The following is a 23,804-nucleotide window of genomic DNA, read 5'->3' as shown; positions in this document are numbered from 1 at the left end:
AATGATGGAAAAAGCTCCAGTTAAAATATTATTAGTCGATGACAAAAAGGAAAATTTACTTTCCCTACAAGTCATATTAGCCAATTTGGGCTATCAGTTTGTCGAAGCGACTTCGGGAAAAGATGCTTTGCGAATTCTTCTGAAAAGTCAAGATTTCGCGATTATTCTCATGGATGTACAAATGCCGCTCATGGACGGATTTGAAACCGCAGAACTCATTCGCCAAAGCGAAAAACTCAAACACGTGCCTATTATTTTCCTCACCGCCAATATGAATACATCCGATTATATTTTTAAAGGATATCAATCTGGCGCGGTCGATTATATGATTAAGCCCTTGTCTTCAGAAATACTCAAAGCAAAAGTGATGGTTTTCACCGATCTCTATAAAAAGACCAGGGAACTACAGCTTAAAGAAGAAGAAACAAATGCGCTTAACGCAAAAATCACAAAAGCTAATGAAGATTTGGCTGCGCAATATCTGGCAATCGAAAAATATGCAAACGAACTAAAACGAAAAAACACTGAACTCGATGCTTTTACACACATTTCCAGTCACGATCTTCAGGAGCCGTTGCGAAAAATTCAGACTTTTTCTAACATCATTCTCTCCAAAGAATATGAGAATTTAAGTCCTGACGGAAGATTGAAATTTGATCGCATTTTGTACGCAACAAATCGAATGCGTGAATTAATCAATGACCTTTTGGCTTTTTCAAGAACGAATATTATCGACCGGATTTATGAAAACACCGATCTTGATACGATTATTGATAATGTAAAAGAAGCGCTTCGGGAAAATATTAAAGAAAAAAATGCCGTAATCAGCACTGATATGCATGGAAAAGTCAATATTATTCCGTTTTTGTTTATTCAGCTTTTGGAGAATTTAATCAATAATTCACTAAAATTTTCACAAAAAGAAGTGCCACTTCAAATAAAAATAAAAAGCCGCATCGGAACTGGTAAAGATTTACATAATGATAAATTAATTCCGCTAGAAACGTATTGTCATATCACTTTTGAAGATAACGGAATTGGTTTTGAACCGGAACACAGTGAAAAAATATTTGGTGTTTTTCAGCGACTTCACAGCAGAGACGTTTACGATGGAACCGGAATTGGTCTTGCAATTGTCAAGAAAATAGTAGACAATCATAACGGAATCATTTCCGCGACAGCGCAACCCATGAAAGGAGCGACATTTCATATTTATATTCCGCAGTAAAATTTTCAATAAATCAATGCTATATTTGCATTTCAACATTTGAAAAACGGCATTACAAAACGAATGACAATACAAGATTTAATTGGAAAATATTCAATAACAGGAACGAATCAGGAAGAAAATCCGGAAATCGCTTACAAGGGTATTTTGACTTTAACTTTAGATGAAAACAACCGCATTGTTGCAAACTGGCTGATCAATAATAATCAGTTGCAGAAAGGCTATGGTTTCTTTAAAGACAATATTTTGGTAATTAATTTAAATTATAAAGGCGAAAACAATAAAACGTATAAAGGCGTTGCAGTTTACCGTTTTATTACTAAAGATGTTCTAGATGGTTTTTGGTCTGAAAAACATGGAAATCCCTTGTATTTAGGAACAGAACATTGCTTAAGAATGGAAACTACTGAAGTTTTAAACTAAAATAAACTTCTGTTTTCTAAATTTAAAAACAATAAAAAAGCGCAAAATACAATCTCATTTTGCGCATTTTCTATTAGAGTTTAACATTCAAATTATCAATTATCAATTATCAATTATCAATTATCAATTATCAATTATCAATTATCAATTATCAATTATCAATTATCAATTATCAATTATCAATTATCAATTATCAATTATCAATTATCAATTAATCCAAAAGTTCCAGAGTAACCAAAAGTGCACAATGGTCTGAAGCCACCGAGTTTTGAATAACTTCACTACTCACCACTTTCCATTTTCCTTTTGGGGAAAACAATACATAATCAATTGTTTTTTCAGGTTTCTTTGAAGGAAAAGTAAATTGTGGATTCTTTTTATCATAAGATGCGCCCCATTTTTCTTCCAGGATCTTCATCGTATTACTATTTGGTTCCGCATTCAAATCTCCTGCAAGTATTGTTGGATACTTATTTTTCAGAAAAACTTCATTTATCTTTTTTACCTGATTAATTCTGTCGGTTTCAATTTCTTTATAATCCAAATGAGTACCAACAAAAGCAATCGTATCTCCTGACGGAATTGCAGCAACAATTTCTACCGCATTTTTAGGCTCATTTCCTTTCGTATAAGGCAAATTGACATTTCTGGAAGAAACTATTGAATGTTTAGACAAAATACCTTCTCCATATTCACCTCCGTCAAAATCCATCGCTTTGGCAAAAAGAGGACACATTTTTGTTCTGATTCCTAATTCGGTTACCAAATCATATTTTTTGGCACGATTTGTTTTAAAATCTACTTCCTGAAGCGCTACAAAATCGGGATTTGCATCATTGATTACTTTGGCAATTACATCCAGATTAAAATCGCCTTTCATCGTTTCTCCATGATAGATATTGAAAGTCAGAAATTTTATTATTTTTTTGTTGCTTCCTTCTTTTTGAGCGAATGATACAGTAAAAGCAAAAAGAAAAAGTGTTAATAGTAATGGCTTTAATTTCATAAAAAGTTGGCTTTAGATTTTTTTTTGAGTGAAAATAATGAAATTTTCCTATAAAAAAAATGACACACCAAAACTTCGTTCAGCCTCTACTCTATTTACGCAAAGGATTTTATTTCTTCAAATCAAATACAGTATGTTTGATAAGCTTTCGATTATAAGTATAAAGAATATGCACTTTTTTATCTGAAGTCTGAATAATAGCAGGATAACTAAACTCACCTTCAGGTTGGTTCTCTAAGTCAAAAAGTTTTTTCCAATTTACTCCATCTTTAGAATATTCCACATATAGAACATTTCTTCCGTTAAACCAATCCTTACCCATTTTTAAAGGATTATTAACCAATAAAAAAGACTTATTTGAGACAGTCAAAGCATCAATTCCTGAATTTGAATTCACAACATTTATACTATCCGTTTTCGCCCAGTTTTTCCCTTTATCTTCAGACCAGCTTGAAATAAGTTTGTTATGTCTACTTCTAAAAAGCATCTGAACCTCATTTTTAGAATGCACGAGAAAAGTTGGCTGAATAATATCAAAATTTTTAGGATCTTCAATCGCTATTTTTGTCCATTTTCCGGTAGCTTCTTCAAAGGTTTCTACGTGACTGCGCCATAAATTATCTTTTACACTTTCGGTGCTGCTTCCGCATAAAATAATTCCGGCTGTCATTTCAATTGGTTTGTTTTTTATTGGACCAAGAATTCCGTCCGGCAAATATTCAGGAGTACTCCATGTTTTTCCGTCATCATTTGAAGAAATCATTGCTCCAAACCATTCTCTAGGATTTTTTCCGACTTTGTAAAATAAATATAGTTTTTCGCTTTTACTTTTAAATAAAACCGGATTCCAACAAGGCAAAGTATCTTTCTCTTTTATTAATGGTTTAATTATACTTTGTGGCGCAGACCATTTTTTGTCTTTATAGAAAGACGTATAAATACTTACATCTTTTGCTCCCTCATGTTTACCGCCAAACCATGCCGCTAAAATTTCGTTTGGTTTGGTTTCAACCAAAGTCGCAGCGTGGCAACTTGGCGTTACAGGAACATCTGTAATAAAAGAATGCTCAATATTATCCGCTTGTGGATTTTGTTTTAAGCTTGTACAGGAAATAAAACATCCAAAAATTAGTGCGTAGAAAAAAGTAAACTTTGAATTCATGTTTTAAAATTTAAAAGACAAATATAACATTCTGGAATTCCTTATTTTGATAAAATTTCTACTGCAGCTTTTTCTAAACCTGCACTAGTTACAATTAATTTTATTTTGCCTTTCTTGCGAGTACTTTTAACAATAACCATTGCACGTCCTTTCCATGCTTTTCTTTTTGTGCCAATATAAGAATCCTGATCTTGTAAATTTCCATTGTCAACTGCCGCAATTACGCCCGCTCCTTCAATTTTAAATTCCAATTCATTTGCAGCGTTTGGATCAATATTTCCATTTTCATCCTTAATGAGAATTTCAACATAAGACAAATCCTGTCCATTTGCAGCAAGGTTTTTTCGGTCTGCATTCAATTCAATTTTTGCAGGTTTTCCGGCTGTTTTCAACGATTTAGTTTCTAATTCTTTTCCATTCTGAACACCAACAGCTTTTATTTCTCCCGCTGTGTAGGGAATCTCAAATGTTGCTTTAAATTGCTCATTAACCGTCGTTGGCAGTTCTTTCCATAATTTTCCATTTACATACAATCTTACTGAAGAATATCTGGAATACACTTCAACTTCTATATTTTTTCCTTCGTGGCCCGGCCAGTTCCAACTTTCCCATGTCGGCCAAACAGACCATAAGGTTTCCTTGATTTCCCCATAATAACCATTTGGTTCTTTCACCGCCATGTACAGTTTTTTATCTTCATTATATAACAAATCTCTGTAATGAGAAATCGGTTTTCTCCAGCCCGTTAAATCAATATCGCCGCAATAAGCGCCATGCCACGGAAAAATATCTCTTTCGTAATGTTCGCCTTCCGTTTCTCCTTTATAATAATGACGACCAATGCCTGATTCGCCAAGATAATCCATTGCGGTCCAGACAAAATCTCCAATAATATATTTATTATCGTTTACTGCTTTCAAATTACTGAAAGCATCACGCGGATACGATTCGGTTTGCACAATAACACGCGAAGGCACTCTTTTATGATCAGCTACAGCATGATGCATCTGATAATTATAACCACCAATATCATGTACCGCAAACAAAGGATCGAACATTTCCCAATCTTTATCCCAGGTTGTCATTGCGGAAGTTACCGGACGACTCGGATCAAGTTTTCTAACTAATCCTGCCAATTTTGTAGCGGTTTCTATTGCTTCAGGTTTCTTTCTTTCGATAATTTCATTTCCGATGCTCCAAAAAACTATAGACGGATGATTGCGATCACGAAACACTAAAGCACTTAAATCTTTCTGCCACCAATCATCGAAATACATCGCATAATCATATTTGTTTTTGCTTTCTCTCCAGCCATCAAAAGCTTCATCCATAACAAGTAAACCTATTTTATCACAGGCATCCAAAAAAGCTTCAGACGGAGGATTATGTGCCGTACGAACAGCATTAAAACCAGCCGCTTTCAATAATTCTGCTTTTCTGTATTCGGCACGATCATAAGCGGCAGCGCCTAATGAACCATTATCGTGATGCACGCAGCCTCCATTTATTTTAACTTCTTTTCCATTTAACAAAAAGCCTTCGGTTGCGTTGTATGCAATTGTGCGAATACCGAAATTTATGGTTTGTTGGTCAACTTCATTCTTATCTATTAAAACTGTTACCGAAGCTTTATAAAGATTAGGAGATTCTGGCGACCATAATTTAGGATTATTTACTTTGATCGTCTGAACAATTTCCTTTTCGCTGTTTGCGGAAAGTGTTATTTTTTCATCTTGAGTAGCGGTCAATTTTCCTTTATCCAGAATTTTAGTTCTCAGCGTAAGCGTATGATCTGAAGAAGTCTCATTTTTTAAAACGGTTGCAATTTTCACCGTTGCATTATTTTTATCCGCTTCAGGAGTAGTAATTGCAATTCCCCACGGATTGATATGAACAGGTTCTGTGGTTAAAAGCCAAACATGTCTGTAAATTCCGGAACCGCTGTACCAACGGCAGTTTTTTTGTTGTGAATTATCAACTTTTACGGCTACAACATTCTTTTGTCCAATCTTAATATGTGGTGTGATATCATAATAAAAAGACGAATATCCGTAAGGACGAATACCCAATGAAACTCCGTTTATAAAAACTTCAGCATTCATATAAACGCCTTCAAAATACAAGGAAAGCTTTTCACCGTTATAATTCGAAGGCAATTCAAACGTTTTTCGATACCAGGCAATTCCTGACGGAAAATAACCTCCATCATTACCCATCGGATTTTTTGCATCTACACGCCCTTCTATACTCCAATCGTGCGGAAGATCTAGTTTACGCCAACCAGAATCATCAAAATTTACGTCTGAAGCATTTTTATTGTCTCCGAAATAAAAAGTCCAATCATAATCAAACTTTTCTTTTTCAATAATTTTAGCACGTTGCGAATAAGTCGCATTCAAACTTATAAAACAACAAAAAACACAACATAACGTCTTAAATATTTTCATCTGAAGAGTATAAAATTTCTTTATACGCTAAATAAGTGTTTTTATTACATTTATCAAAAAGTAATTTAACTTTTTACTGTTTTATCGTGATTTGCTTATTATTCAGAAGAAAAAAAATCAATCTGTTTTACTAAAAAGTGAAGCTCTGTAACCAATTCCCCATTTGGCGATTTCGTCAATTATTGGTGCTAAAGTCTTTCCGTACTCCGTCATTTCATATTCAACTGTAACCGGTTTTGTATTGAGAACGGTACGTTTTATAAGATGATTCATTTCCATATCCTGCAATTCTTTCGAAAGCATTTTGGCTCCAATTCCATCCACTTCGCGCAATAAATCCATGAAACGTAATTTATCACCTTGCATCAAAGTTCCAAGAATATGAAACTTCCATTTTCCGGATAAAATCTCCATTGTGTCTTTGATTGCGAGTATTCTTCCTTTGCAAATTAACGTGTTGTTGAGTGTTGGCTCTTTTTTCATCTTCAAAAAATTATCACGTAAAACTATTAATAATGCTAATAGTTTCCAAAAGGAAAGTAGTTTCTAAAAGGAAACCCATAGCTACTTTAAACTTAATGCACTTTAATTTTGCACTATAATTTAGTGCAAATGATTCAAACCAAAATAACAACAATAGCGCTTCTGTTTATTCTCAATTCCAATTGTACAGGACAAACAAGCAATATTCAAAAAACATCAAAAATGACAAAAGAAACAACAAACATTAATCCTTTATTATGCGATCCAGAAGCAGGATTTTGTGGACTTCCGGACAATTCACCAACTGATAAAAGCATCGAAAACACAGCAGATAAATCAATAAAAATAATCTACTTCACCGATCCTATTTGTTCTTCTTGTTGGGGAATTGAACCGCAATTACGTAAACTAAAATTGGAATACGGAACAAATTATGAAATTGAATATCGCATGGGCGGCCTCCTGCCAGACTGGAGTTATAATAGCGGCGGAATCAGCAAACCTTCAGATGTAGCGCATCATTGGGACGAAGCCAGTTTATATTATGATATGCCTATTGACGGCGATATCTGGATTGAAGATCCGTTGCATTCTTCTTATCCGCCTTCTATTGCTTTTAAGGCTGCTGAAATTCAGAATCATAAAAAAGCATTATTATTTCTGAGAGAACTTAAGGAAATGGTTTTCATGAGGAAATTAAACATTACAAAATGGGAAAATATTGCAGCTGCCGCTGAAAAAACCGGGCTTAATGTAAATCAGTTAAAAACAGATTATGAAGGAAAAGCGCAAATATTATTCGAACAGGATTTAAAATTGGCAAAAGAACTTGGTGTAAGAGGTTTTCCAACTATCTTTTTTTCAAACAATAATGGAGAAAAAGAAATCATCTACGGTTCAAAACCTTATGCTTTTTATGAAACTGCGCTTTTAAAATTAGATCCGACAGCGCAAAAAGCAGAATACAACAAGAATTGGGAAACAGTATTTTCAAAATACAATTCATTAACGGCGAAAGAATTTGCTGAATTAACCGGAAATCCAAGAAAAGAAAGTGAAAGAATTTTAAATCAACTTGCAGACAACGGTTCATTGCGAAAAATCACAACCAAAAACGGTTCGCTTTGGACACTTATAAAAGCTGCCCAATAATCAATTTATATTTTTTACTGAATTATTAAGAAATAGAGGAAAGCAATTATTGCTTTCCTCTATTTTTAGTTTACAGGATTTTAACATTTAAATTATCAAAAAATGATTTTAAATTTAGGCAAATAATCAAAAATATAAATTAATCCCTGTTTCCTGTAAAACGATATTTTGAGGATTAAAGACCAGTTCAAATCCTATAATATTTCAACCTTTTTGTCTAACTTAGCGCACCAGATCTTTTACAATAAGATTTTAGCAAACATTGGATGTTTCAGCGTTTTAGAAAAAATATTTTTTCAATTACATCCAAAAAATTTCAAAAAACAACACACTAATAATTTAGTTAATTTAAAAATTATGAACAAATTTGATTTTGGCGTCGTTGGACTCGGCGTTATGGGACGCAATCTTCTTTTAAATATTGCCAGCCATAAATTTGCTGCAGCAGGTTTAGATTTAGATACAGAAAAAGTCAACTCTCTACAACATGAAGCTGATCCTGATCATACAATCGAAGCAACAACCGACGTTAAACACTTTGTAGAACTTATACAACAACCAAGAGCAATTATGCTGCTTGTACCTGCAGGAAAACCTGTTGACAGCGCTATTGCAAGTTTACTTCCTCACTTGGATAAAGGCGATATTATTATCGACGGCGGAAATACTTATTTTACCGATACAGACCGTAGATTTCTTGAATTATCTGCTAAAGGAATTCACTTTTTCGGAATGGGAATTTCAGGTGGAGAAAAAGGTGCCCGATTTGGTCCTGCAATGATGCCTGGAGGAGATCAGAAAGCCTATGAAAGACTGCGTCCTATTTTTGAAGCTATTGCAGCAAAAGTTGACGGAGAACCTTGTGTAGAATATCTAGGAAATGGTTCTGCAGGAAATTATGTTAAAATGGTTCATAACGGAATTGAATACGGAATCATGCAACTTATTTCTGAAATTTATGACCTAATGAAAAGAGGTTATAATTTGGATGAAGATACTATTCAGAAAACTTTTGAAGAATGGAATGAAACAGAGCTTAAATCTTATCTTATTGAAATTACCGGAAAAATCCTAAAACAAAGAGACGAAGACGGAAGCCGATTAATCAATAAAATATCGGATTGGGCAAAATCTAAAGGTACCGGAAAATGGACTTCTCAAAATGCGATGGACCTTCAAGTTCCTGTTCCAACTATTGATGCCGCTGTAGTAATGCGCGACATGTCTAAAACAAAACCGGAAAGAATTGAAGCTGCTGCTAAATTAACATGGAACAACCAACCAAGTGATGTAAATGCAACAGAAGCTATTACATCATTAAAATCGGCTTTATATTCTTCTATCATAATTACTTACGCACAAGGTTTAGCACAGCTTAAAACCGCTTCTGCAGAATACAACTACGGTTTGAATTTAGAAACTGTTGCCAAAATTTGGCGTGGTGGATGTATTATTCGCGCTGAAGCCCTTGAAGATTTCAGAAAGGCATTTGCTGCAAATCCAGGTTTGCCAAATATTCTTTTAGATTCTGAAATTGCTGCTAAACTTACACAAAACCAATCAGGACTTAGAGAAACTATTCAATTGGCCGTACAACAAGGAATTCCTGCGGCAGGTTTGATGAATTCGTTAGCTTATTTTGATGCTTACCGTTCTGAAAACCTTCCAACAAACTTAATTCAGGCACAACGTGATTATTTTGGAGCACATACTTACGAACGTATTGATGTTTCAGGCGTTTTTCACACACAATGGAATGAATAAGAAACTTTAAGCGAAACGAAAATGAGTAAATTCAAAAATATAAGTCCAACAATCATTGTTATTTTTGGGGCAACCGGTGACTTAGCTAAAAGAAAACTTTTTCCGGCATTTCAAAATCTTTTTCTGGACGGTCGTCTAGATGAAAAATTTAAGATTATTGCACTGGGAAGAGCAGAAAAAAGTGATGACGAATTTCGCAGTTATGTTGTCGAAAATTTAAATACTTTTTCTCGAAGAACAGCCAATTGTGACGAGCGAACTCAGGAGTTTATTTCGCATATCTCTTACCTGAGACATGATATTGACAAAGAAGAATCGTATTATCAATTAGATTCCAAATTAAAAGACATTGATGCAGGTTTTGGTGAACGTGCAAATCGTTTATTCTACCTTTCTATAACACCTTCTTTTATTACAACCATTTCGGCTTATATGAAGAAAATAGGTCTTGCTGCCAATGAAAAGCAAGATCGTATTATCATCGAAAAACCGTTTGGATATGATAAAACTTCGGCAATTGCGCTTAACGAAATGTTATCGCAAACTTTCAAGGAAGAACAAATTTACCGTATTGACCATTATTTAGGAAAGGAAACCGTTCAAAACATTCTTGCTTTCCGTTTTGGAAATTCGATGTTCGAGCCTTTATGGAGTAGAAACTTCATTGATTTTGTGCAAATTACAGTAGCAGAAGAAGTTGGCGTTGAAGAACGAGGCGGATTCTACGAAGGTGTTGGTGCATTAAAAGATATGATTCAAAATCACTTGCTACAGATTTTATGCATGACTGCCATGGAAGCACCAGCATCATTAAGAGCAGATGATATCCGAAATAGAAAAGCTGATGTTCTTAAATCGATCCGACGCATAAAACCGGACGAAGTAGATCATTACATTGTGAGAGGTCAATATGATGCAGGTTTTATAAAAGGAAATCCGGTACCGGGATACCGTCAAGACAAAGGAATTGCACCGGACTCTAATACGGAAACCTATGTAGCAATGAAAATCTATCTGGACAACTGGAGATGGCAAGGAATTCCGTTTTATCTAAGAACAGGTAAAAGAATGGAAGAAAAACAATCTTCAATTATTATTCAATTTAAACCAGTTCCTCATTCTTCATTTTCTTATGGAAAAGAAGGAATGACTCCAAACCGACTTATCATAAACATTCAGCCAGCAATGGATATTAAGTTGCAATTCATGACCAAAAAACCGGGATTGTCACTTTCTTTACGTCCTGCAGAAATGGTTTTTGATTATTTCAGCTGCTCTACTATGTCGCCTGAAGCATATGAAACCCTTATTGGAGATGCATTAGCCGGAGATCCAACATTGTTCATGCGTTGGGATCAGGTTGAAGAAGCTTGGGATGCAATTGAAACCATTCAGCAAGTATGGAAGAATACACCTCCAACTAATTTTCCAAATTATAAAGCAGGAAGCTGGGGACCGGAAGAAGCCGATGAATTACTTGCACGTCAAGGACATAAATGGGTTTCGAACACTCAGGAAATTGAAAAAATTAGCACTAAATGATACAGATATACAATTCAATAGAAGACATTAATAAAGAAGCAGCGGACCTTTTTGTTGCTGCTTCGCAAAAAGCAATAAGCGAAAAAGGACAGTTTACCGCTGTGCTTACCGGAGGTTCTTCACCTGCTGGTATTTACAAACTTTTAGCTTCAGCAGATTACAAAAATAAAGTCGATTGGAGTAAAGTTTTTATTTTCTGGGGAGACGAACGCTGGGTTCCGCTTGACGACGAACGTAGCAATGCTAAAATGTCTTTTGATACTTTACTAAGTCATGTTCCAATTCCGAAAGAAAATATTTTTGAAATGTACAGCGATGGTGTTAAACCAGAAGAATACGCGGTTACTTACGAAAATTCGATTAAAAACATTTTAGGTAGCGAAGGAAAATTTGATCTTATTCTGTTAGGAATGGGAGATGATGGTCATACTGCTTCCCTATTTCCGGGTGAAGAAGTATTGAAAGAAGAAACAAAATGGGTAGATGCCTATTATTTGAAACCTCAGGAAATGTACCGCATTACACTTACTGCGCCGCTAATCAACAAAGCAGAGAAAATCGTTGTGGTGGCTTTTGGAGAAAAGAAAGCTCCTGCATTACATGAAGTTTTAAAAGGAGAATTTAACCCGACGAAATACCCAATGCAGTTGATTAAACCTGTTTCAGGAGAATTGCTATTCCTTGTCGATCAAAACGCAGCCGGGAAATAATTTCTTTAAATAGTATTCTAATAAAAAAGGAGAGTTTCAACTAAATGAAACTCTCCTTTTTACTTTTTTAAGCCGATTTTATTTCGCTCCCGGAGGACTGTTTTTTTCAATGTATCTTGTAAAAATATCCAACAAATGCTTTCTCGTTCCTTCGCCTTCGTAAATACTGTGTGAACGGTTTGGGTAAATCATTAAATCAAACATTTTGTCATATTTGATTAACTCATTAATTAATACTTCGGCATTTTTGTAATGAACGTTATCATCGCCTGTACCGTGAATATATAATAAATTTCCTTTTAGATTTTTAGCATGCGTTACAGGAGAAGCTTTTATATAAGTCGCTTCATTTTCAGATGGCAATCCCATATAACGTTCTGTATAAATGTTATCATAAAAATGCTGATCTGTAACTGCCGCGATTGCAATTCCTGTTTTATAAATATCAGGATATTGAAACATTAAGTTTAAAGTTACTGCTCCTCCACCGCTCCAACCGTGAATAGCTACTCGATCTGTATCGATGAAATTCCATTTTAGAACTTCTTTCGCCGCCATTGCCTGGTCGTGAGTATTTATAATTCCAATGTTTTTATAAATCGATTTTCTCCATGCAGTTCCTTTCATTACTGGGGTTCCTCTGTTATCCATTGCAATTGCGATATAACCTTTCGGAACTAATTTCGCTATAAGCGGATAAAAATAAGGCGTATCATTTGCAACTGAAGCCATTGGTTCTCCATAAACATAAAAGAAAACAGGATATTTTTTTGAAGGATCAAAATCCAACGGTTTTGCCATTATTCCATCAATTTCAATTCCGTCAACGGTTTTAACCTTAAACTTTTCTAAAGAATAATCTCGTTTTGGAGCTGCAAAAACGTCTGCTTCTTTTGGATATATTTTTTGATGTCCGGATAATGCAATCAAACGCATATTATAATCGCGGTTGATGTTTGAATTTGTATGTTGAGCATAAGCAGCATCTGTCGAAAATGTGTATTTATTTGTTCCGTCAAAAACATCTGGAGTAACTCTTTTTGTTTTTTTAGAACTTAAATTCGTTTCATACAAATAGCGCTGCGTAGCATCTGTTGGACTAGCTTCAAAATAAATTGTTTTTGTTTTCTCATTGTATGCTTTATAATACGCATCAAATTTAGAAGTTGTAACTAATTCTTTTGATTTTCCGTCCAATCCAATTTTGTAAATATGCATCCATCCATCAGCATCAGAACTCCACAAAAATGCTTTTCCGTTATCTACAAACTGGCACGGAAAAGTATCATATTCGCCCGCCGAAATATCAAAAACATCAATCCATGAAGTTGATTCTTCCTTGTAAATTACTTTTGCATCGCCTGTTTTTGGATTACAATTGTACATCGTAACCTGATTTTGATTTCGGTTCAACTGAATAACCATTACAGATTCATTACTCAACCATTTCATTCGAACCAAGTAATTATTATCCGGTTCTCCTGGGATATTTAGCCATTTGGTTTGCAAAGAAGCCACATCAATAACTCCGATTTTTACTGAAGATGGTCTTTCTCCCGCTTTTGGATATTCAACCGGAACAACAACAGGATACAATGAATCTGTGTTGTTGATCATAAAATGGAATTTAGTAGAAGTTGCATCTACACGCCAGTACGCAATACTTTTTCCGTCAGGACTCCATCTGAAACCATCTCTTGCTGCTAATTCTTCTTCATAAACCCAGTCAAATGTTCCGTTGATGATTTTATCTGTTCCGTCTGTCGTCAATGGCGTTATCTTTCCAGAATTCAAATTTTCCACATAAATATTGTGATTGGAAACGTAAGCTACATTTTCGTTATCACTTGAAAATTTTGCAAACATTAACGATGATGCATCAAGATTTTTACCTAATTGTTTTCCTTTTCCTGTTGCTAAATCAAAAAACCAATAATCTCCTTTTGTGTTATCTCTCCAAACTTTCTTTGAATTGGTGTAAACTAAGATTTTCGTCTTCGTTTCATTCCATACCAGGTTTTCGATTTCTCCTGCAAATCCTGAAGCTTTTAATTGCGCAGCGGTCAAAATTGTCGATTGTTTATCTAACTTGTCAACATCATAAACCACAACGTTGTTGCCTTCGTTTACCCAAAAAGAATGTGAATTTGGTAACCAATTCAGGTTATTGATATCAATATCCTTCTGAGCAAAAACGGATGTACATATAAAGAGTACAAGGAATAAATACTTTTTCATTTTAGTGTTTTTTATTTCTGATTAAGGTTTCAATTTCTTCAATTTCGATTGGCAATGCTTCACTTAAATTAATATTTCCGTCTTCCGTCAGGAGATAATCATTTTCGAGACGACAGCCAATTCCTTCTTCTCTAATATAAATTCCAGGTTCGCAGGTTAAAACCATTCCTTTTTCAAAAGGTCTTGAATATAATCCTACATCATGAACATCCAAACCAAGATGATGCGCTGTACCGTGCATAAAATACTTTTTGTAAGCAGGATTATCAGGATTCTGAGCTGCAATTTCTTCAACAGTAATCAATCCCAATTTAACCAATTCAGCTTCGATTAGTTTTGCCATTTGAAGTTCGTAATCTTTAGACAAAACACCTGGCTTCAACAATTTCGAACCTTCTTTCAAACAATGCAAAACCGATTCATAAACCTCTTTTTGTCTCGGACTGAAAGTTCCGTTTACCGGAATACAGCGAGTCGTATCTGAATTGTAATTGGCATAACAAACTCCAAAATCAATTAAGACCATTTCATCAGCACGGCAAACGCCATCGTTACTGTTGTAATGAAGCGAACAAGCGTTTTTGCCCGAAGCTACAATTGGTTTAAATGCTGGTCTTGTTCCTCCATTTTTAATCGTCGCATAAGCCAGTTCCGCTTCTAATTCATATTCCTTAATGTTTGGCTGAATCGATTTTAGCATTCCGTGAAAACCTTCTACACTAATTGCAGTCGCTTTTTTGATTAAATCAATCTCTTCTGAAGATTTAACAGGACGCAATTCGCGCGTAATCTTAGCCACACGTCCATACTGATGCAAAGGATATTTTTCTTTGCACCATTTAATCATACGATCTTGTCTGGTTTCTATTTCGGAAGTAACTCTTTTGATATGCTCATTATGTCCCAAATAAAAAGTATCAGCTTCAAAAGCAAAAAGTTGTAAAGCCTTTTCAAATTCATGAATCCATTTTACGTTTTTGATTCCGGAGATCGCTGTAACTTCTTCTTTTGTTAAAAAATTCCCATCCCAAATTACAGTATGTTCATTGCTTTCTTTTACGAAAAGAATCGCCCGGTTTTCTTCTTTAAAAGCATCAGGAAATAGAACAAGAATCGTTTCATCCTGATCTATACCTGACAAATAAAACAAATCATTATTTTGCGCAAAACCCATAACATCGTCTGCATTGTTGGGCATTACATCATTAGAAGTAAGAATAGCCAGACTATTCTTTTGCATTTTTTCGGCAAATCTTTTTCGGTTGTTTTCGAATAAAGAAACCGGAATCGAATCGTATCTCATATTTTATATTTGAAACCTATTAATTGCTACAGTAGTAGTTTTAATTCAAAATAGAAAAAACTTGTAGCGCAGGTCAAATTTACATTTTTTATCTTTTCTAATCGTTAAATATTCCTTTGGGAAATCAATTATAGTCCGATAAAAATTGTTTTTAATTTGCACTTAAATTTGGCAATGTTGGTCTTGTTCGCAATCCTTCTTCAATAATAGCAAGCACTCTTTCTCTTTCTGTTCCATGAAGTGGTAATCTTGGCGCACGAACATTCTCCGTTCCTATTCCTGTCGCAACCTCAGCCAATTTAATATTCTGAACCAAAAGCGAATTAATATCCAACTCCAATAAAGGCAAGAACCATCTGTAAATTTTTAAAGCTTCGTCAATTCTTCCTGCTTTCGCTAATTTGTAAATGGCAACCGTTTCAGCCGGAAAAGCACAAACTAAACCAGAAACCCATCCGTCAGAACCCATCAATAAACTTTCAAGAGCCAAAGTGTCAACTCCAGATAATATTTTTAAACGATCGCCAAAACGGTTGATCATTCTTGTAACATTTGAAATATCTCTCGTCGATTCTTTTACCGCCTGAATATTATCAAACTTTAATAATTCTTCAAACATATCTAAAGTCACTTCAATTTTATAATCGACAGGATTGTTATAAACCATGATAGGAAGCGAAGTATTTCTGGCTACATCGCTATAATAAGCAACTGTTTCATGATCTGATGCTTTGTAACGCATTGGAGGAAGCATCATTAAACCTTTTGCTCCGTCTTGTTCTGCTTTATTTGCTGCTAAAATGGCACCTTTTGTAGTTTGCTCCGCAATATTCATAATTACCGGAACTTTTCCATCTGTAAGCGATACAGTGTGTTTTACTAATTCTCTTTTTTCTTCCTCCAAAAGTGTGCTGGCTTCGCCTAAAGTTCCGCCTAAAATTATTCCTGAAACACCTGCGTCTAATTGCGCTTTCATGTTCACTTCAAACATATTGAAGTCTAATTTATCATCTGAAGTAAATTTTGTAGTTACTGCCGGCATAACGCCATTCCATTGAATACTCATAATTTATATTTTAATTTATGGTCCAAAATTATCCAGAAAACCGAAAGCAATCCTTATAAAAATTACCTCAAAGTGATACTATATTACCCTGTATATACTCAACTTAAAAAAAACAGGCAATTATAACATCATTTTAATAGAGAAATACAATATATTTGATTCATCTAACCAACCAACCATGAAAGTTTTTCCGTTCAAAATTCCGAAATCCGGAGAAGAACCTCTTATCTATCAAGAAGATATAGAAGTATCTTTTTATGATAAATTGCATCAGCATGAAGAAATTCAAATTAGTTACATCGAAAAAGGTGAAGGAGCCGTTTTTGCAGGCGATACTATTTCGCAATATCATGAAGGCGATATTTTAGTAATTGGAAGTAATTTGCCGCACGTTTTTAGAAGTGATGTTCAGGAAAATGAAATCTCTATAATGCGTACCCTATTTTTCACTTTTAATTCTTTTGGAAAAGATTTTTTTGAATTGCCGACATTCAGAAACATTCATCCCATTTTAGAAAGCAGTAAAAATGGTTTCGTTGTTCGAAATGCCCCAAAAAAAATGGTCAAATATTTTAAGAAATTAAAAAATGCGGACAGTTACTCCCGGTTTATTTTATTTCTTGATATTATGAAATGGCTGTCAACAGCTGAAAGTACTCCTCTGTCTAATTATTTATATCAAAAAAAAATTACTGATAACGAGGGAAAAAAGATGCAAATTGTTTTCGATTATGTGATGACCAATTATCATCAAAATATTACGCTTGAAGAAATTGCCTCGATTGCCAGCATGACTAAAAATGCTTTTTGCCGATATTTTAAAGTCCGTACGAATAAATCCTTTTTTCAGTTTCTTATTGAAGTCCGGATTGAGCGCGCGGCCAAGTTACTATCAAGCAATGGCGAACTTTCTGTTCTGGAAATTGCGGAATCATGTGGTTTTAACAACATCTCGAACTTTAATCGGAAATTCAAGGAATTAAAGCAGCTTTCTCCGTTGCAATATCGAAAACTTAATTTGTAAAAATCTTTCGCTTAAGCGGATTTAAACTTATAATCAAAAATCAAATACTAACTTGTTTTTCTATAATTATAAATAGCCAGTGCGTTCAGTACAATTGCAAAAATGATAAGATATAGTAATTCTTTGCCTACTTCTTTCATTCCGCTGCCTTTTAAAACGATCAAGCGAACTACTTTTATAAAGTGCGTTACGGGCGTAAACTCAGAAATAGCTCTTGCCCAATCCGGCATACTATCTGTACTGGTAAAAAAACCGCTCATTAACATAAAAATCATCATAAAGAAAAAGGCAATAAACATAGCCTGCAATTGCGTGTCGGCAAAAGTGGAAATCAATAGCCCCATTCCTAATAAAGCGATAAGATAAATGGCTGCAAAAAGATAAAGTACGGCAAGACTACCTTTAGGGAATATTCCATAAACAAGGTACATAACAGTAAGTCCCACTGTAAAGACAATCATTCCGACAATCCAGAAAGGAATAAGTTTACCCAGAATAAATTGCCATTTCTGAATTGGCGTAACATTAATCTGTTCGATGGTTCCTATTTCTTTTTCTCTAACAATATTTAGTGCGGTGATAAAGCCTCCAATTAACGTTAGCAATAAAACCAAAATACCAGGAACCATATAATATTTGTACTCAGCTCTGGGATTGTACCAATTCGTACTTGATATCGTAATTAAAGATGAAGATAATGTCGGTGCTTGTTTTGGCAATTTAAACTGAATGTCAAGATCACGATTAAAATCTGCCAATACTACATTTAGATAGGCATATCCAATATTTGATTTTGTTCCGTTTATGGCATCTGCGGCAATATTTACTTTCTGACTTCCTTCACGAACTAAATTTCGTTCAAAACCTGACGGAATTTCTAAAATCAAATCGGCTTCTCCTTTTTCGATAAATTCCAAGCCTTTCAAATAAGAAGAAGGTGTCGCGACAATTTGAAAATATCCCGATGAACCAATTTTATTAATTAGTTTTTGAGAATACGAACTGTGATCATGATCGACGTAAACGACATTTACATTTTTTACTTCAAAATTTGCGGCTAATGGTAGAATAATGAGTTGTATAATTGGCATTGCAAACATCATTGCGAGAATGGTCTTGTCCCGGAATATCTGACGGAATTCTTTCTGTAATATAAAACGCAGTACTTTCATGATAATCTGATTTTAAATTTTTTCAGCGCTATCGCTAAAAGAAATATCGCCATTCCGGCAAGAATTAAAGTTTCTTTCCATACAAATTCAAACCCAAGACCTTTCAGCATTACTGCTTTCACAATAGTGTAATAATAACGGGAAGGAAGAATATGAGAAACCATGCGAAATATCCAGGGCATATTTTCCAGCGGAAACATAAACCCTGTGAGTATCAATGTAGGCAGCATCATTCCCATCATAGAAATCAGCATTGCAGTTTGCTGGGAATCGGTAACATTTGAGATTAATAATCCCAAAGAAAGACAAGTAATAATAAACAATATACTTTCGGCAAAAAGCAACAGAAAACTGCCTTTTATTTCTACATGAAGAAGATAAACCGAGAGAAATAAAATAAGTATAAAGTTGATTAACGAAAGTACCAGATACGGAATTGCTTTTGCGATCAAAACCATTATAGGCTTAAAAGGCGATACAAGCAAAATTTCCATTGTACCCAATTCTTTTTCCCTAACCACAGAAACAGAGGTTAATGCCGTACTGACAATCATAAAAATGAGCGCAATTACCCCCGGAATAAAATTAAGCGAACCATTTTGCTCTTCATTATATAGCTGTCTTATTTCTGTGACAATCTGATAATTTAATTGAGTTGTTGGATTTAGCTGTTGCTGATAATCATAAACAATCGAAGTTAAATAATTGGTTACAATTGTTGCCGTGTTCGGATCAGAAGCATCTGCAATTAACTGAGTTTTAGCTCCACCTGAACGTTGTAAATCGGAACTGAAATTTGATGGGAAAATAACAGCGCATTTTATACTTCCATCCTTAAACCGATTCTCAATATCTTTATAATTTAAAATTGGAGCTTCAACCTTAAAATAAGAACTGGATTGTATTTTTCTGATAATGTTTTCCGTGTGAATATCGCGAGAATTATCCTGAATGGCAATACCAATATTTTTGACTTCATTGCTAAGTGCAAATCCAAAGAGGATAATTTGCACAACAGGAAGTCCAAAGAGAATCAGCAGCGTTCTTTTATCTCTAAATACATGATAAAATTCTTTCCGAATGAAAGCGAGTAATTTTTTCATATTAGTCAGACGTTCTTTTGGCATTTCGTGCCAGTTCATAAAAAACTTCATCCATAGAAGCCACATTAAAACGTTCTTTTAAAGCTGTCGGTGAATCTATGGCTTCGACTCTTCCGTCGACCATAATACTGATTCGGTTACAGTATTCGGCTTCATCCATATAATGCGTCGTTACAAATACCGTTATTCCATTGGCGGAAGCCTCATAAATCATATCCCAAAACTGTCTTCGGGTTATAGGATCTACGCCTCCTGTTGGTTCATCCAGAAAAACAATTTTAGGCCGATGAAATACCGCAACTGAAAAAGCCAGTTTTTGTTTCCATCCCAATGGTAATCCGCCCACTAATTTTTTAGCTTCTTTTTCTAATCCGAGCGTTTTTACCAATTCAGCGCTTCTTTCTTTTATTTCAGGACGCGAAACGCCATAAACACCGCCATAAAACTCAATATTTTCAAGAATAGTCAAATTATCATATAATGAAAACTTCTGACTCATATAACCAATATTCTTCTTGATTTTTTCCTGTTCTTTATATACATCAAAACCAGCAACCTTAGCCTCGCCGGATGTAGGATAAGAAAGCCCGCATAAGATTCGCATTGCAGTGGTTTTCCCTGCTCCGTTCGCACCCAAAAAACCAAATATTTCACCTTCGCTGACTTCAAAGCTTATTTTATCAACCGCTTTGAAATCACCAAACTGCTTTGTGAGATCTTTACAAACTATGGCTTTATTTTCCATTTGAAACTTCTTTTGATTTCTGTTCACGCATAAGTCTGATAAAACTGTCTTCAATTGTTGGTTCGATTCTTTTTATTTCTAAATCTTCCGTCTGGTATTTTTGAGCAATAGCCACGACCTTACTTTCTTCTTTTTCATCAGATACGAGCGTTACGTGAATAAATTCTCCAAAAGCATCGCAACTTTCTATTTCCTTATCTGTTCTAAAATCTTTTAATAGTTTATAAATATTCTTGGCTTTAGCCGCAAATAATGGTTTGGGAAAACTGCTTATAATATTTTTTGGTTCATCAACACTCATAATTTTCCCGTTTTGCATCAGCGCAATACGATCACATAATTTTGCTTCATCCATATAAGGCGTCGAAACGACAATTGTAATATTTTGTTCTTTCAGTTTGGCTAGCATTTGCCAAAATTCACTGCGGGAAACCACATCTACACCTGTTGTAGGTTCATCTAAAAAAAGTATCTCCGGTTTATGAATGAGTGCACAACATAAAGCCAATTTTTGTTTCATTCCACCGGAAAGTTTTCCTGCTCGTCGGTCATTAAAAGGTTTTATCTGATCGTAAATATCCTTGATCAAATCATAGTTTTCGTCAATCGTAGTTCCAAAAATTGTAGCAAAAAAATTAAGATTTTCCTTAACCGTTAAATCCTGGTAAAGAGAAAATTTACCCGGCATATACCCAACTTTATTCCGAATTTGCTGAAACTCTTTTACAACATCATGACCTTCTACGGTTGCTGTGCCACCTTCGGCAAGCAATAAGGTTGTTAAGATGCGAAAAATTGAAGTTTTTCCCGCACCATCCGGACCAATGAGACCAAAAAGCTCGCCTTTCCGAACATCAAAAGAGACATCATCAACGGCAACAAAATCACCGTATTTTTTGGTAATATTTCTTAACTTAACTGCAGGCATATTAAATATTTTTTTTAAAACCATATAAGTTATATAAGATCATTTTAGTTGGATTGGCGCAAAAGTTTGGCTCCATAATCCTTTATATTAACTTATATGACTTATATGGTTTAATTTTTTTACTTGGACCAAAGAACTTCTCCGTACATGCCAATTTTTAGGAAGCCATCATTTTTTACTCTCACTTTTATAGCGTAAACTAAATTGGCTCTTTCATCTTTCGTTGGAATTGTCTTTGGCGAAAACTCTGATTTATTTGAAATCCAGTTAATCGTTCCATGATATTCTTTGTACTTTTTATTTCCCTGATCAATTCTCACTTTTACTTGTTGCCCAATTTTAATTTGTGGTAATTGCGTTCCTGTAATATAAGCTCTGAGATCAAGCGTTTCCAGATTGGCAATTTTGTAAAGCGGTTTACCTATTACAGCCATTTCATATTGCTCAGCATATTTTGCTAACACCGTTCCTTTAATAGGATTTACAATTTTGCTTTTGCTTAATTGGTCATCAATTCCTTTTAACTGAACTCCAACTGTATTTCCTTGTTCAGTGAGGTTTTCATTTGTAATTTCAAGAGAACTTTTCTGCGCACTGATTTGCGCCTGCAATGTTGCCACTTTTGCATTAGCATCATCAAGCATTTTTTGAGAAGCCACACCGCCTTTTACCAGCTTATCTGTTCTGTTACGATCTAAAAGCGCATTTGCAAGTTGTTTTCTTAGACTTTCCGTTTGAATATTTTCTTGCGGTCTTCCGCTCAAAATTGCTCTTTTGTTTTGTGACAATTGCATTTTACTAATATGTAGTTGTGTACTATCAATATAACCTACGTTCTGTCCGGCTTCTAATTGTTGTCCTTCTTCAACATTTAGCTTTAAAATCTGACCATTTGTTTCAGCAGAAAGAATCGTTTCTACTGCTTCAAAAGATCCAGATGCATCAAATTCATTTTCATTTTTATTACAGGATAATAAAGAGATAACAGGTATTAAAAAATACAAAAGCTTTATCTTTTTCATAATTTATAGATTAATTTCCTTTAATTGTTTGATACTCGTATGTGCTCATTAAAAGTTGAATTTCGTGTAATGCCTTGTCCGAACGTGCATTTGCTTCTTTTTGAGTGGCATTTAGTAAATCTATTAACGGACCGGCGCCAGTGTCGTATTTTAACTGATAACCTTCACGGATAGTCTGACGGAGTTTTACAATATCTTCATCATCTTTCAGAATAGCAGTTTGCCTTTCAATATCCGCCGTTTTCTGATTCATTTGAAATCGTGTATTGAATAAAAAGGTTTCTTCCTGAACGTTTACCTGATTTAATTGCTGTTTGGTTAATTCTTTTTCATTTGAATTTTTATACAAACCTTTAATATCCCATCCAACGCTTAAACCAGCAACTCCAACAGTAGAAATTTTGTTCGGCCCCAAATTTATTCCCGGAGCTAATACAACACCTGCGCCAAGCAATCCAACTTTAGGCATTAGACTTACTTTTTGCATATCAGACTGCGCTGTTATAAGATTACGTTGGTTTGTAAAGCGGGTTATTTCCGGACGATTTATGACAGTATCCTGAGCTATTTTATTTAAAGGCTTTTCTAGTTTGGCCTGATTGATATTCTTTCCTATCAAATAAGAAAGCATGGTTTGATAACCGTTTCGTGTATATTGAAAATCTTTTTTCTGTCTATTGAGATTCAACTGTTCGACTTTCATTTCATCAACATCCGTTTTATACGTAAGTCCGTTTTCGTGAAGTTTTTTTACTTTATCAATATTATTAGCGAGAATTGTATTTTGTATTTCCAATTGCTTTAACTGCTCATCTATTAAAAGTATACCGAAATAAAGCTGATTTACCCGCGAACGCAAATCATAAAGAGAGACTTCCACAGAAGCTTTATCAAGATTAGAAGAAGCTTCAATAATCTTTTTCTGTGTTTTCGTCGCGCCACCATCCCATATGGTTTGATTTATCTGAGCCAATCCAATAAATTTGAATTTACTTTCATCGCCAGCTCCCATACTTGGAAAATCTCCAAAAACATATCCTTCAATTGCTGTAACACTTAACTGAGGCAAATACGCTTTGTTAGCATTACTCAAAGTATACTCTTTTGTTTTTTCAATTAATTCATATTGTTTTATTAAAGGATAATTTTCAACAGCCAACTGATAACTTTGTTCTACTGTCAAAGTTTGGGCTTTTACGGTAGTAATCATTCCCAGCAAACAGATACATTTTAGCAAGTATGAATTTTTCATTTGTTCTATAAAATTACTTTCGACTTCATTAAAA

20 protein-coding genes are annotated in these 23,804 nt (G+C 34.6%); 7 read left to right on the top strand and 13 right to left on the bottom strand.

Going from position 1 to position 23,804, the window contains the following annotated elements; translation table 11 throughout:
* Position 1: 1 nt before the first annotated feature.
* Positions 2 to 1,228 carry a sensor histidine kinase gene (locus BD847_RS16035; RefSeq protein ID WP_115889273.1) on the top strand — a complete coding sequence of 409 codons (1,227 nt, stop codon included), beginning with the start codon at positions 2 to 4 and terminating at the stop codon, positions 1,226 to 1,228.
* 63 nt (positions 1,229 to 1,291) lie between these two features.
* Positions 1,292 to 1,651: a hypothetical protein gene (locus BD847_RS16030; protein WP_115889272.1), complete on the top strand. Its 360-nt coding sequence runs from the start codon at positions 1,292 to 1,294 to the stop codon at positions 1,649 to 1,651.
* 211 nt (positions 1,652 to 1,862) lie between these two features.
* Here the strand turns inward: BD847_RS16030 and BD847_RS16025 are convergent, their stop codons facing one another.
* From BD847_RS16025 to BD847_RS16010, 4 genes are all read right to left on the bottom strand, one after another.
* The gene (locus BD847_RS16025) at positions 1,863 to 2,657 is read right to left on the bottom strand and encodes an endonuclease/exonuclease/phosphatase family protein (protein WP_115889271.1); all 795 of its coding nucleotides are present in this window, start codon (positions 2,655 to 2,657) and stop codon (positions 1,863 to 1,865) included.
* A gap of 109 nt (positions 2,658 to 2,766) precedes the next feature.
* Positions 2,767 to 3,819 (bottom strand): sialidase family protein, encoded by a 1,053-nt coding sequence (locus BD847_RS16020; RefSeq protein ID WP_115889270.1) that lies wholly within the window; start codon positions 3,817 to 3,819, stop codon positions 2,767 to 2,769.
* Between the two features lie 41 nt (positions 3,820 to 3,860).
* A complete protein-coding gene (locus tag BD847_RS16015; protein WP_115889269.1) occupies positions 3,861 to 6,266 on the bottom strand; it encodes a sugar-binding domain-containing protein in 2,406 nt (801 codons plus the stop codon).
* Positions 6,267 to 6,383: 117 nt separating this feature from the next.
* Complete coding sequence (locus tag BD847_RS16010; protein WP_115889268.1) at positions 6,384 to 6,749, bottom strand: winged helix-turn-helix transcriptional regulator; 366 nt, start codon at positions 6,747 to 6,749, stop codon at positions 6,384 to 6,386.
* A gap of 222 nt (positions 6,750 to 6,971) precedes the next feature.
* On the opposite strand from BD847_RS16010, the gene BD847_RS16005 reads away from it, so the two are divergent.
* The 4 genes from BD847_RS16005 to pgl all read left to right on the top strand — a co-directional run bounded on the left by BD847_RS16005 (position 6,972) and on the right by pgl (position 11,917).
* A complete protein-coding gene (locus tag BD847_RS16005; RefSeq protein ID WP_115889384.1) occupies positions 6,972 to 7,901 on the top strand; it encodes a ClpXP adapter SpxH family protein in 930 nt (309 codons plus the stop codon).
* A 357-nt stretch (positions 7,902 to 8,258) separates the two neighbouring features.
* Positions 8,259 to 9,665 (top strand): NADP-dependent phosphogluconate dehydrogenase, encoded by a 1,407-nt coding sequence (gene gndA, locus BD847_RS16000; RefSeq protein ID WP_115889383.1) that lies wholly within the window; start codon positions 8,259 to 8,261, stop codon positions 9,663 to 9,665.
* Between the two features lie 21 nt (positions 9,666 to 9,686).
* Positions 9,687 to 11,207 (top strand): glucose-6-phosphate dehydrogenase, encoded by a 1,521-nt coding sequence (zwf, locus tag BD847_RS15995; protein ID WP_115889267.1) that lies wholly within the window; start codon positions 9,687 to 9,689, stop codon positions 11,205 to 11,207.
* Positions 11,204 to 11,917: a 6-phosphogluconolactonase gene (pgl, locus tag BD847_RS15990; protein ID WP_115889266.1), complete on the top strand. Its 714-nt coding sequence runs from the start codon at positions 11,204 to 11,206 to the stop codon at positions 11,915 to 11,917. The genes zwf and pgl overlap by 4 nt, the downstream gene beginning before the upstream one ends.
* A gap of 78 nt (positions 11,918 to 11,995) precedes the next feature.
* Here the strand turns inward: pgl and BD847_RS15985 are convergent, their stop codons facing one another.
* The 3 genes from BD847_RS15985 to BD847_RS15975 form a co-directional block, all read right to left on the bottom strand.
* Entirely contained in the window at positions 11,996 to 14,155 is a 2,160-nt protein-coding gene (locus BD847_RS15985; RefSeq protein WP_115889265.1) for a S9 family peptidase, read from the bottom strand.
* 1 nt (position 14,156) lies between these two features.
* On the bottom strand, positions 14,157 to 15,458 hold the full coding sequence (locus BD847_RS15980) for an aminopeptidase P family protein (protein WP_115889264.1): 1,302 nt from the start codon (positions 15,456 to 15,458) through the stop codon (positions 14,157 to 14,159).
* 151 nt (positions 15,459 to 15,609) lie between these two features.
* Positions 15,610 to 16,524 (bottom strand): dihydrodipicolinate synthase family protein, encoded by a 915-nt coding sequence (locus BD847_RS15975; RefSeq protein WP_115889263.1) that lies wholly within the window; start codon positions 16,522 to 16,524, stop codon positions 15,610 to 15,612.
* Between the two features lie 178 nt (positions 16,525 to 16,702).
* Here BD847_RS15975 and BD847_RS15970 point away from each other — a divergent pair, with 178 nt between their 5' ends.
* Entirely contained in the window at positions 16,703 to 17,548 is an 846-nt protein-coding gene (locus BD847_RS15970; RefSeq protein ID WP_115889262.1) for an AraC family transcriptional regulator, read from the top strand.
* A gap of 47 nt (positions 17,549 to 17,595) precedes the next feature.
* Here the strand turns inward: BD847_RS15970 and BD847_RS15965 are convergent, their stop codons facing one another.
* The 6 genes from BD847_RS15965 to BD847_RS15940 form a co-directional block, all read right to left on the bottom strand.
* Positions 17,596 to 18,720: an ABC transporter permease gene (locus BD847_RS15965; protein WP_115889261.1), complete on the bottom strand. Its 1,125-nt coding sequence runs from the start codon at positions 18,718 to 18,720 to the stop codon at positions 17,596 to 17,598.
* Positions 18,717 to 19,823 (bottom strand): ABC transporter permease, encoded by a 1,107-nt coding sequence (locus BD847_RS15960; protein WP_115889382.1) that lies wholly within the window; start codon positions 19,821 to 19,823, stop codon positions 18,717 to 18,719. The genes BD847_RS15965 and BD847_RS15960 overlap by 4 nt, the downstream gene beginning before the upstream one ends.
* 1 nt (position 19,824) lies before the next feature.
* Positions 19,825 to 20,568, bottom strand: coding sequence for an ABC transporter ATP-binding protein (locus tag BD847_RS15955; RefSeq protein ID WP_115889260.1), 744 nt, complete (start codon positions 20,566 to 20,568; stop codon positions 19,825 to 19,827).
* A complete protein-coding gene (locus BD847_RS15950) occupies positions 20,558 to 21,496 on the bottom strand; it encodes an ABC transporter ATP-binding protein (RefSeq protein ID WP_115889381.1) in 939 nt (312 codons plus the stop codon). The genes BD847_RS15955 and BD847_RS15950 overlap by 11 nt, the downstream gene beginning before the upstream one ends.
* 119 nt (positions 21,497 to 21,615) lie before the next feature.
* On the bottom strand, positions 21,616 to 22,518 hold the full coding sequence (locus BD847_RS15945) for an HlyD family secretion protein (protein ID WP_115889259.1): 903 nt from the start codon (positions 22,516 to 22,518) through the stop codon (positions 21,616 to 21,618).
* Positions 22,519 to 22,528: 10 nt separating this feature from the next.
* A complete protein-coding gene (locus tag BD847_RS15940) occupies positions 22,529 to 23,770 on the bottom strand; it encodes a TolC family protein (RefSeq protein ID WP_115889258.1) in 1,242 nt (413 codons plus the stop codon).
* Positions 23,771 to 23,804: the final 34 nt, after the last annotated feature.

The organism is Flavobacterium cutihirudinis, from assembly GCF_003385895.1.
Classification (GTDB): Bacteria; Bacteroidota; Bacteroidia; order Flavobacteriales; family Flavobacteriaceae; genus Flavobacterium; species Flavobacterium cutihirudinis.
The sequence above is the reverse complement of the archived record's forward strand: the minus strand, read 5'-3'. Positions and strand labels throughout refer to the sequence as shown.

Bases quoted from the DNA above. Each gene is read 5' to 3' on its own strand.
- BD847_RS16035 (WP_115889273.1), top strand. From the start codon at position 2: ATGATGGAAAAAGCTCCAGTTAAAATATTATTAGTCGATGACAAAAAG.
- BD847_RS16030 (WP_115889272.1), top strand. From the start codon at position 1,292: ATGACAATACAAGATTTAATTGGAAAATATTCAATAACAGGAACGAAT.
- BD847_RS16025 (WP_115889271.1), bottom strand. From the start codon at position 2,657: ATGAAATTAAAGCCATTACTATTAACACTTTTTCTTTTTGCTTTTACT.
- BD847_RS16020 (WP_115889270.1), bottom strand. From the start codon at position 3,819: ATGAATTCAAAGTTTACTTTTTTCTACGCACTAATTTTTGGATGTTTT.
- BD847_RS16015 (WP_115889269.1), bottom strand. From the start codon at position 6,266: ATGAAAATATTTAAGACGTTATGTTGTGTTTTTTGTTGTTTTATAAGT.
- BD847_RS16010 (WP_115889268.1), bottom strand. From the start codon at position 6,749: ATGAAAAAAGAGCCAACACTCAACAACACGTTAATTTGCAAAGGAAGA.
- BD847_RS16005 (WP_115889384.1), top strand. From the start codon at position 6,972: ATGACAAAAGAAACAACAAACATTAATCCTTTATTATGCGATCCAGAA.
- gndA (WP_115889383.1), top strand. From the start codon at position 8,259: ATGAACAAATTTGATTTTGGCGTCGTTGGACTCGGCGTTATGGGACGC.
- zwf (WP_115889267.1), top strand. From the start codon at position 9,687: ATGAGTAAATTCAAAAATATAAGTCCAACAATCATTGTTATTTTTGGG.
- pgl (WP_115889266.1), top strand. From the start codon at position 11,204: ATGATACAGATATACAATTCAATAGAAGACATTAATAAAGAAGCAGCG.
- BD847_RS15985 (WP_115889265.1), bottom strand. From the start codon at position 14,155: ATGAAAAAGTATTTATTCCTTGTACTCTTTATATGTACATCCGTTTTT.
- BD847_RS15980 (WP_115889264.1), bottom strand. From the start codon at position 15,458: ATGAGATACGATTCGATTCCGGTTTCTTTATTCGAAAACAACCGAAAA.
- BD847_RS15975 (WP_115889263.1), bottom strand. From the start codon at position 16,524: ATGAGTATTCAATGGAATGGCGTTATGCCGGCAGTAACTACAAAATTT.
- BD847_RS15970 (WP_115889262.1), top strand. From the start codon at position 16,703: ATGAAAGTTTTTCCGTTCAAAATTCCGAAATCCGGAGAAGAACCTCTT.
- BD847_RS15965 (WP_115889261.1), bottom strand. From the start codon at position 18,720: ATGAAAGTACTGCGTTTTATATTACAGAAAGAATTCCGTCAGATATTC.
- BD847_RS15960 (WP_115889382.1), bottom strand. From the start codon at position 19,823: ATGAAAAAATTACTCGCTTTCATTCGGAAAGAATTTTATCATGTATTT.
- BD847_RS15955 (WP_115889260.1), bottom strand. From the start codon at position 20,568: ATGGAAAATAAAGCCATAGTTTGTAAAGATCTCACAAAGCAGTTTGGT.
- BD847_RS15950 (WP_115889381.1), bottom strand. From the start codon at position 21,496: ATGCCTGCAGTTAAGTTAAGAAATATTACCAAAAAATACGGTGATTTT.
- BD847_RS15945 (WP_115889259.1), bottom strand. From the start codon at position 22,518: ATGAAAAAGATAAAGCTTTTGTATTTTTTAATACCTGTTATCTCTTTA.
- BD847_RS15940 (WP_115889258.1), bottom strand. From the start codon at position 23,770: ATGAAAAATTCATACTTGCTAAAATGTATCTGTTTGCTGGGAATGATT.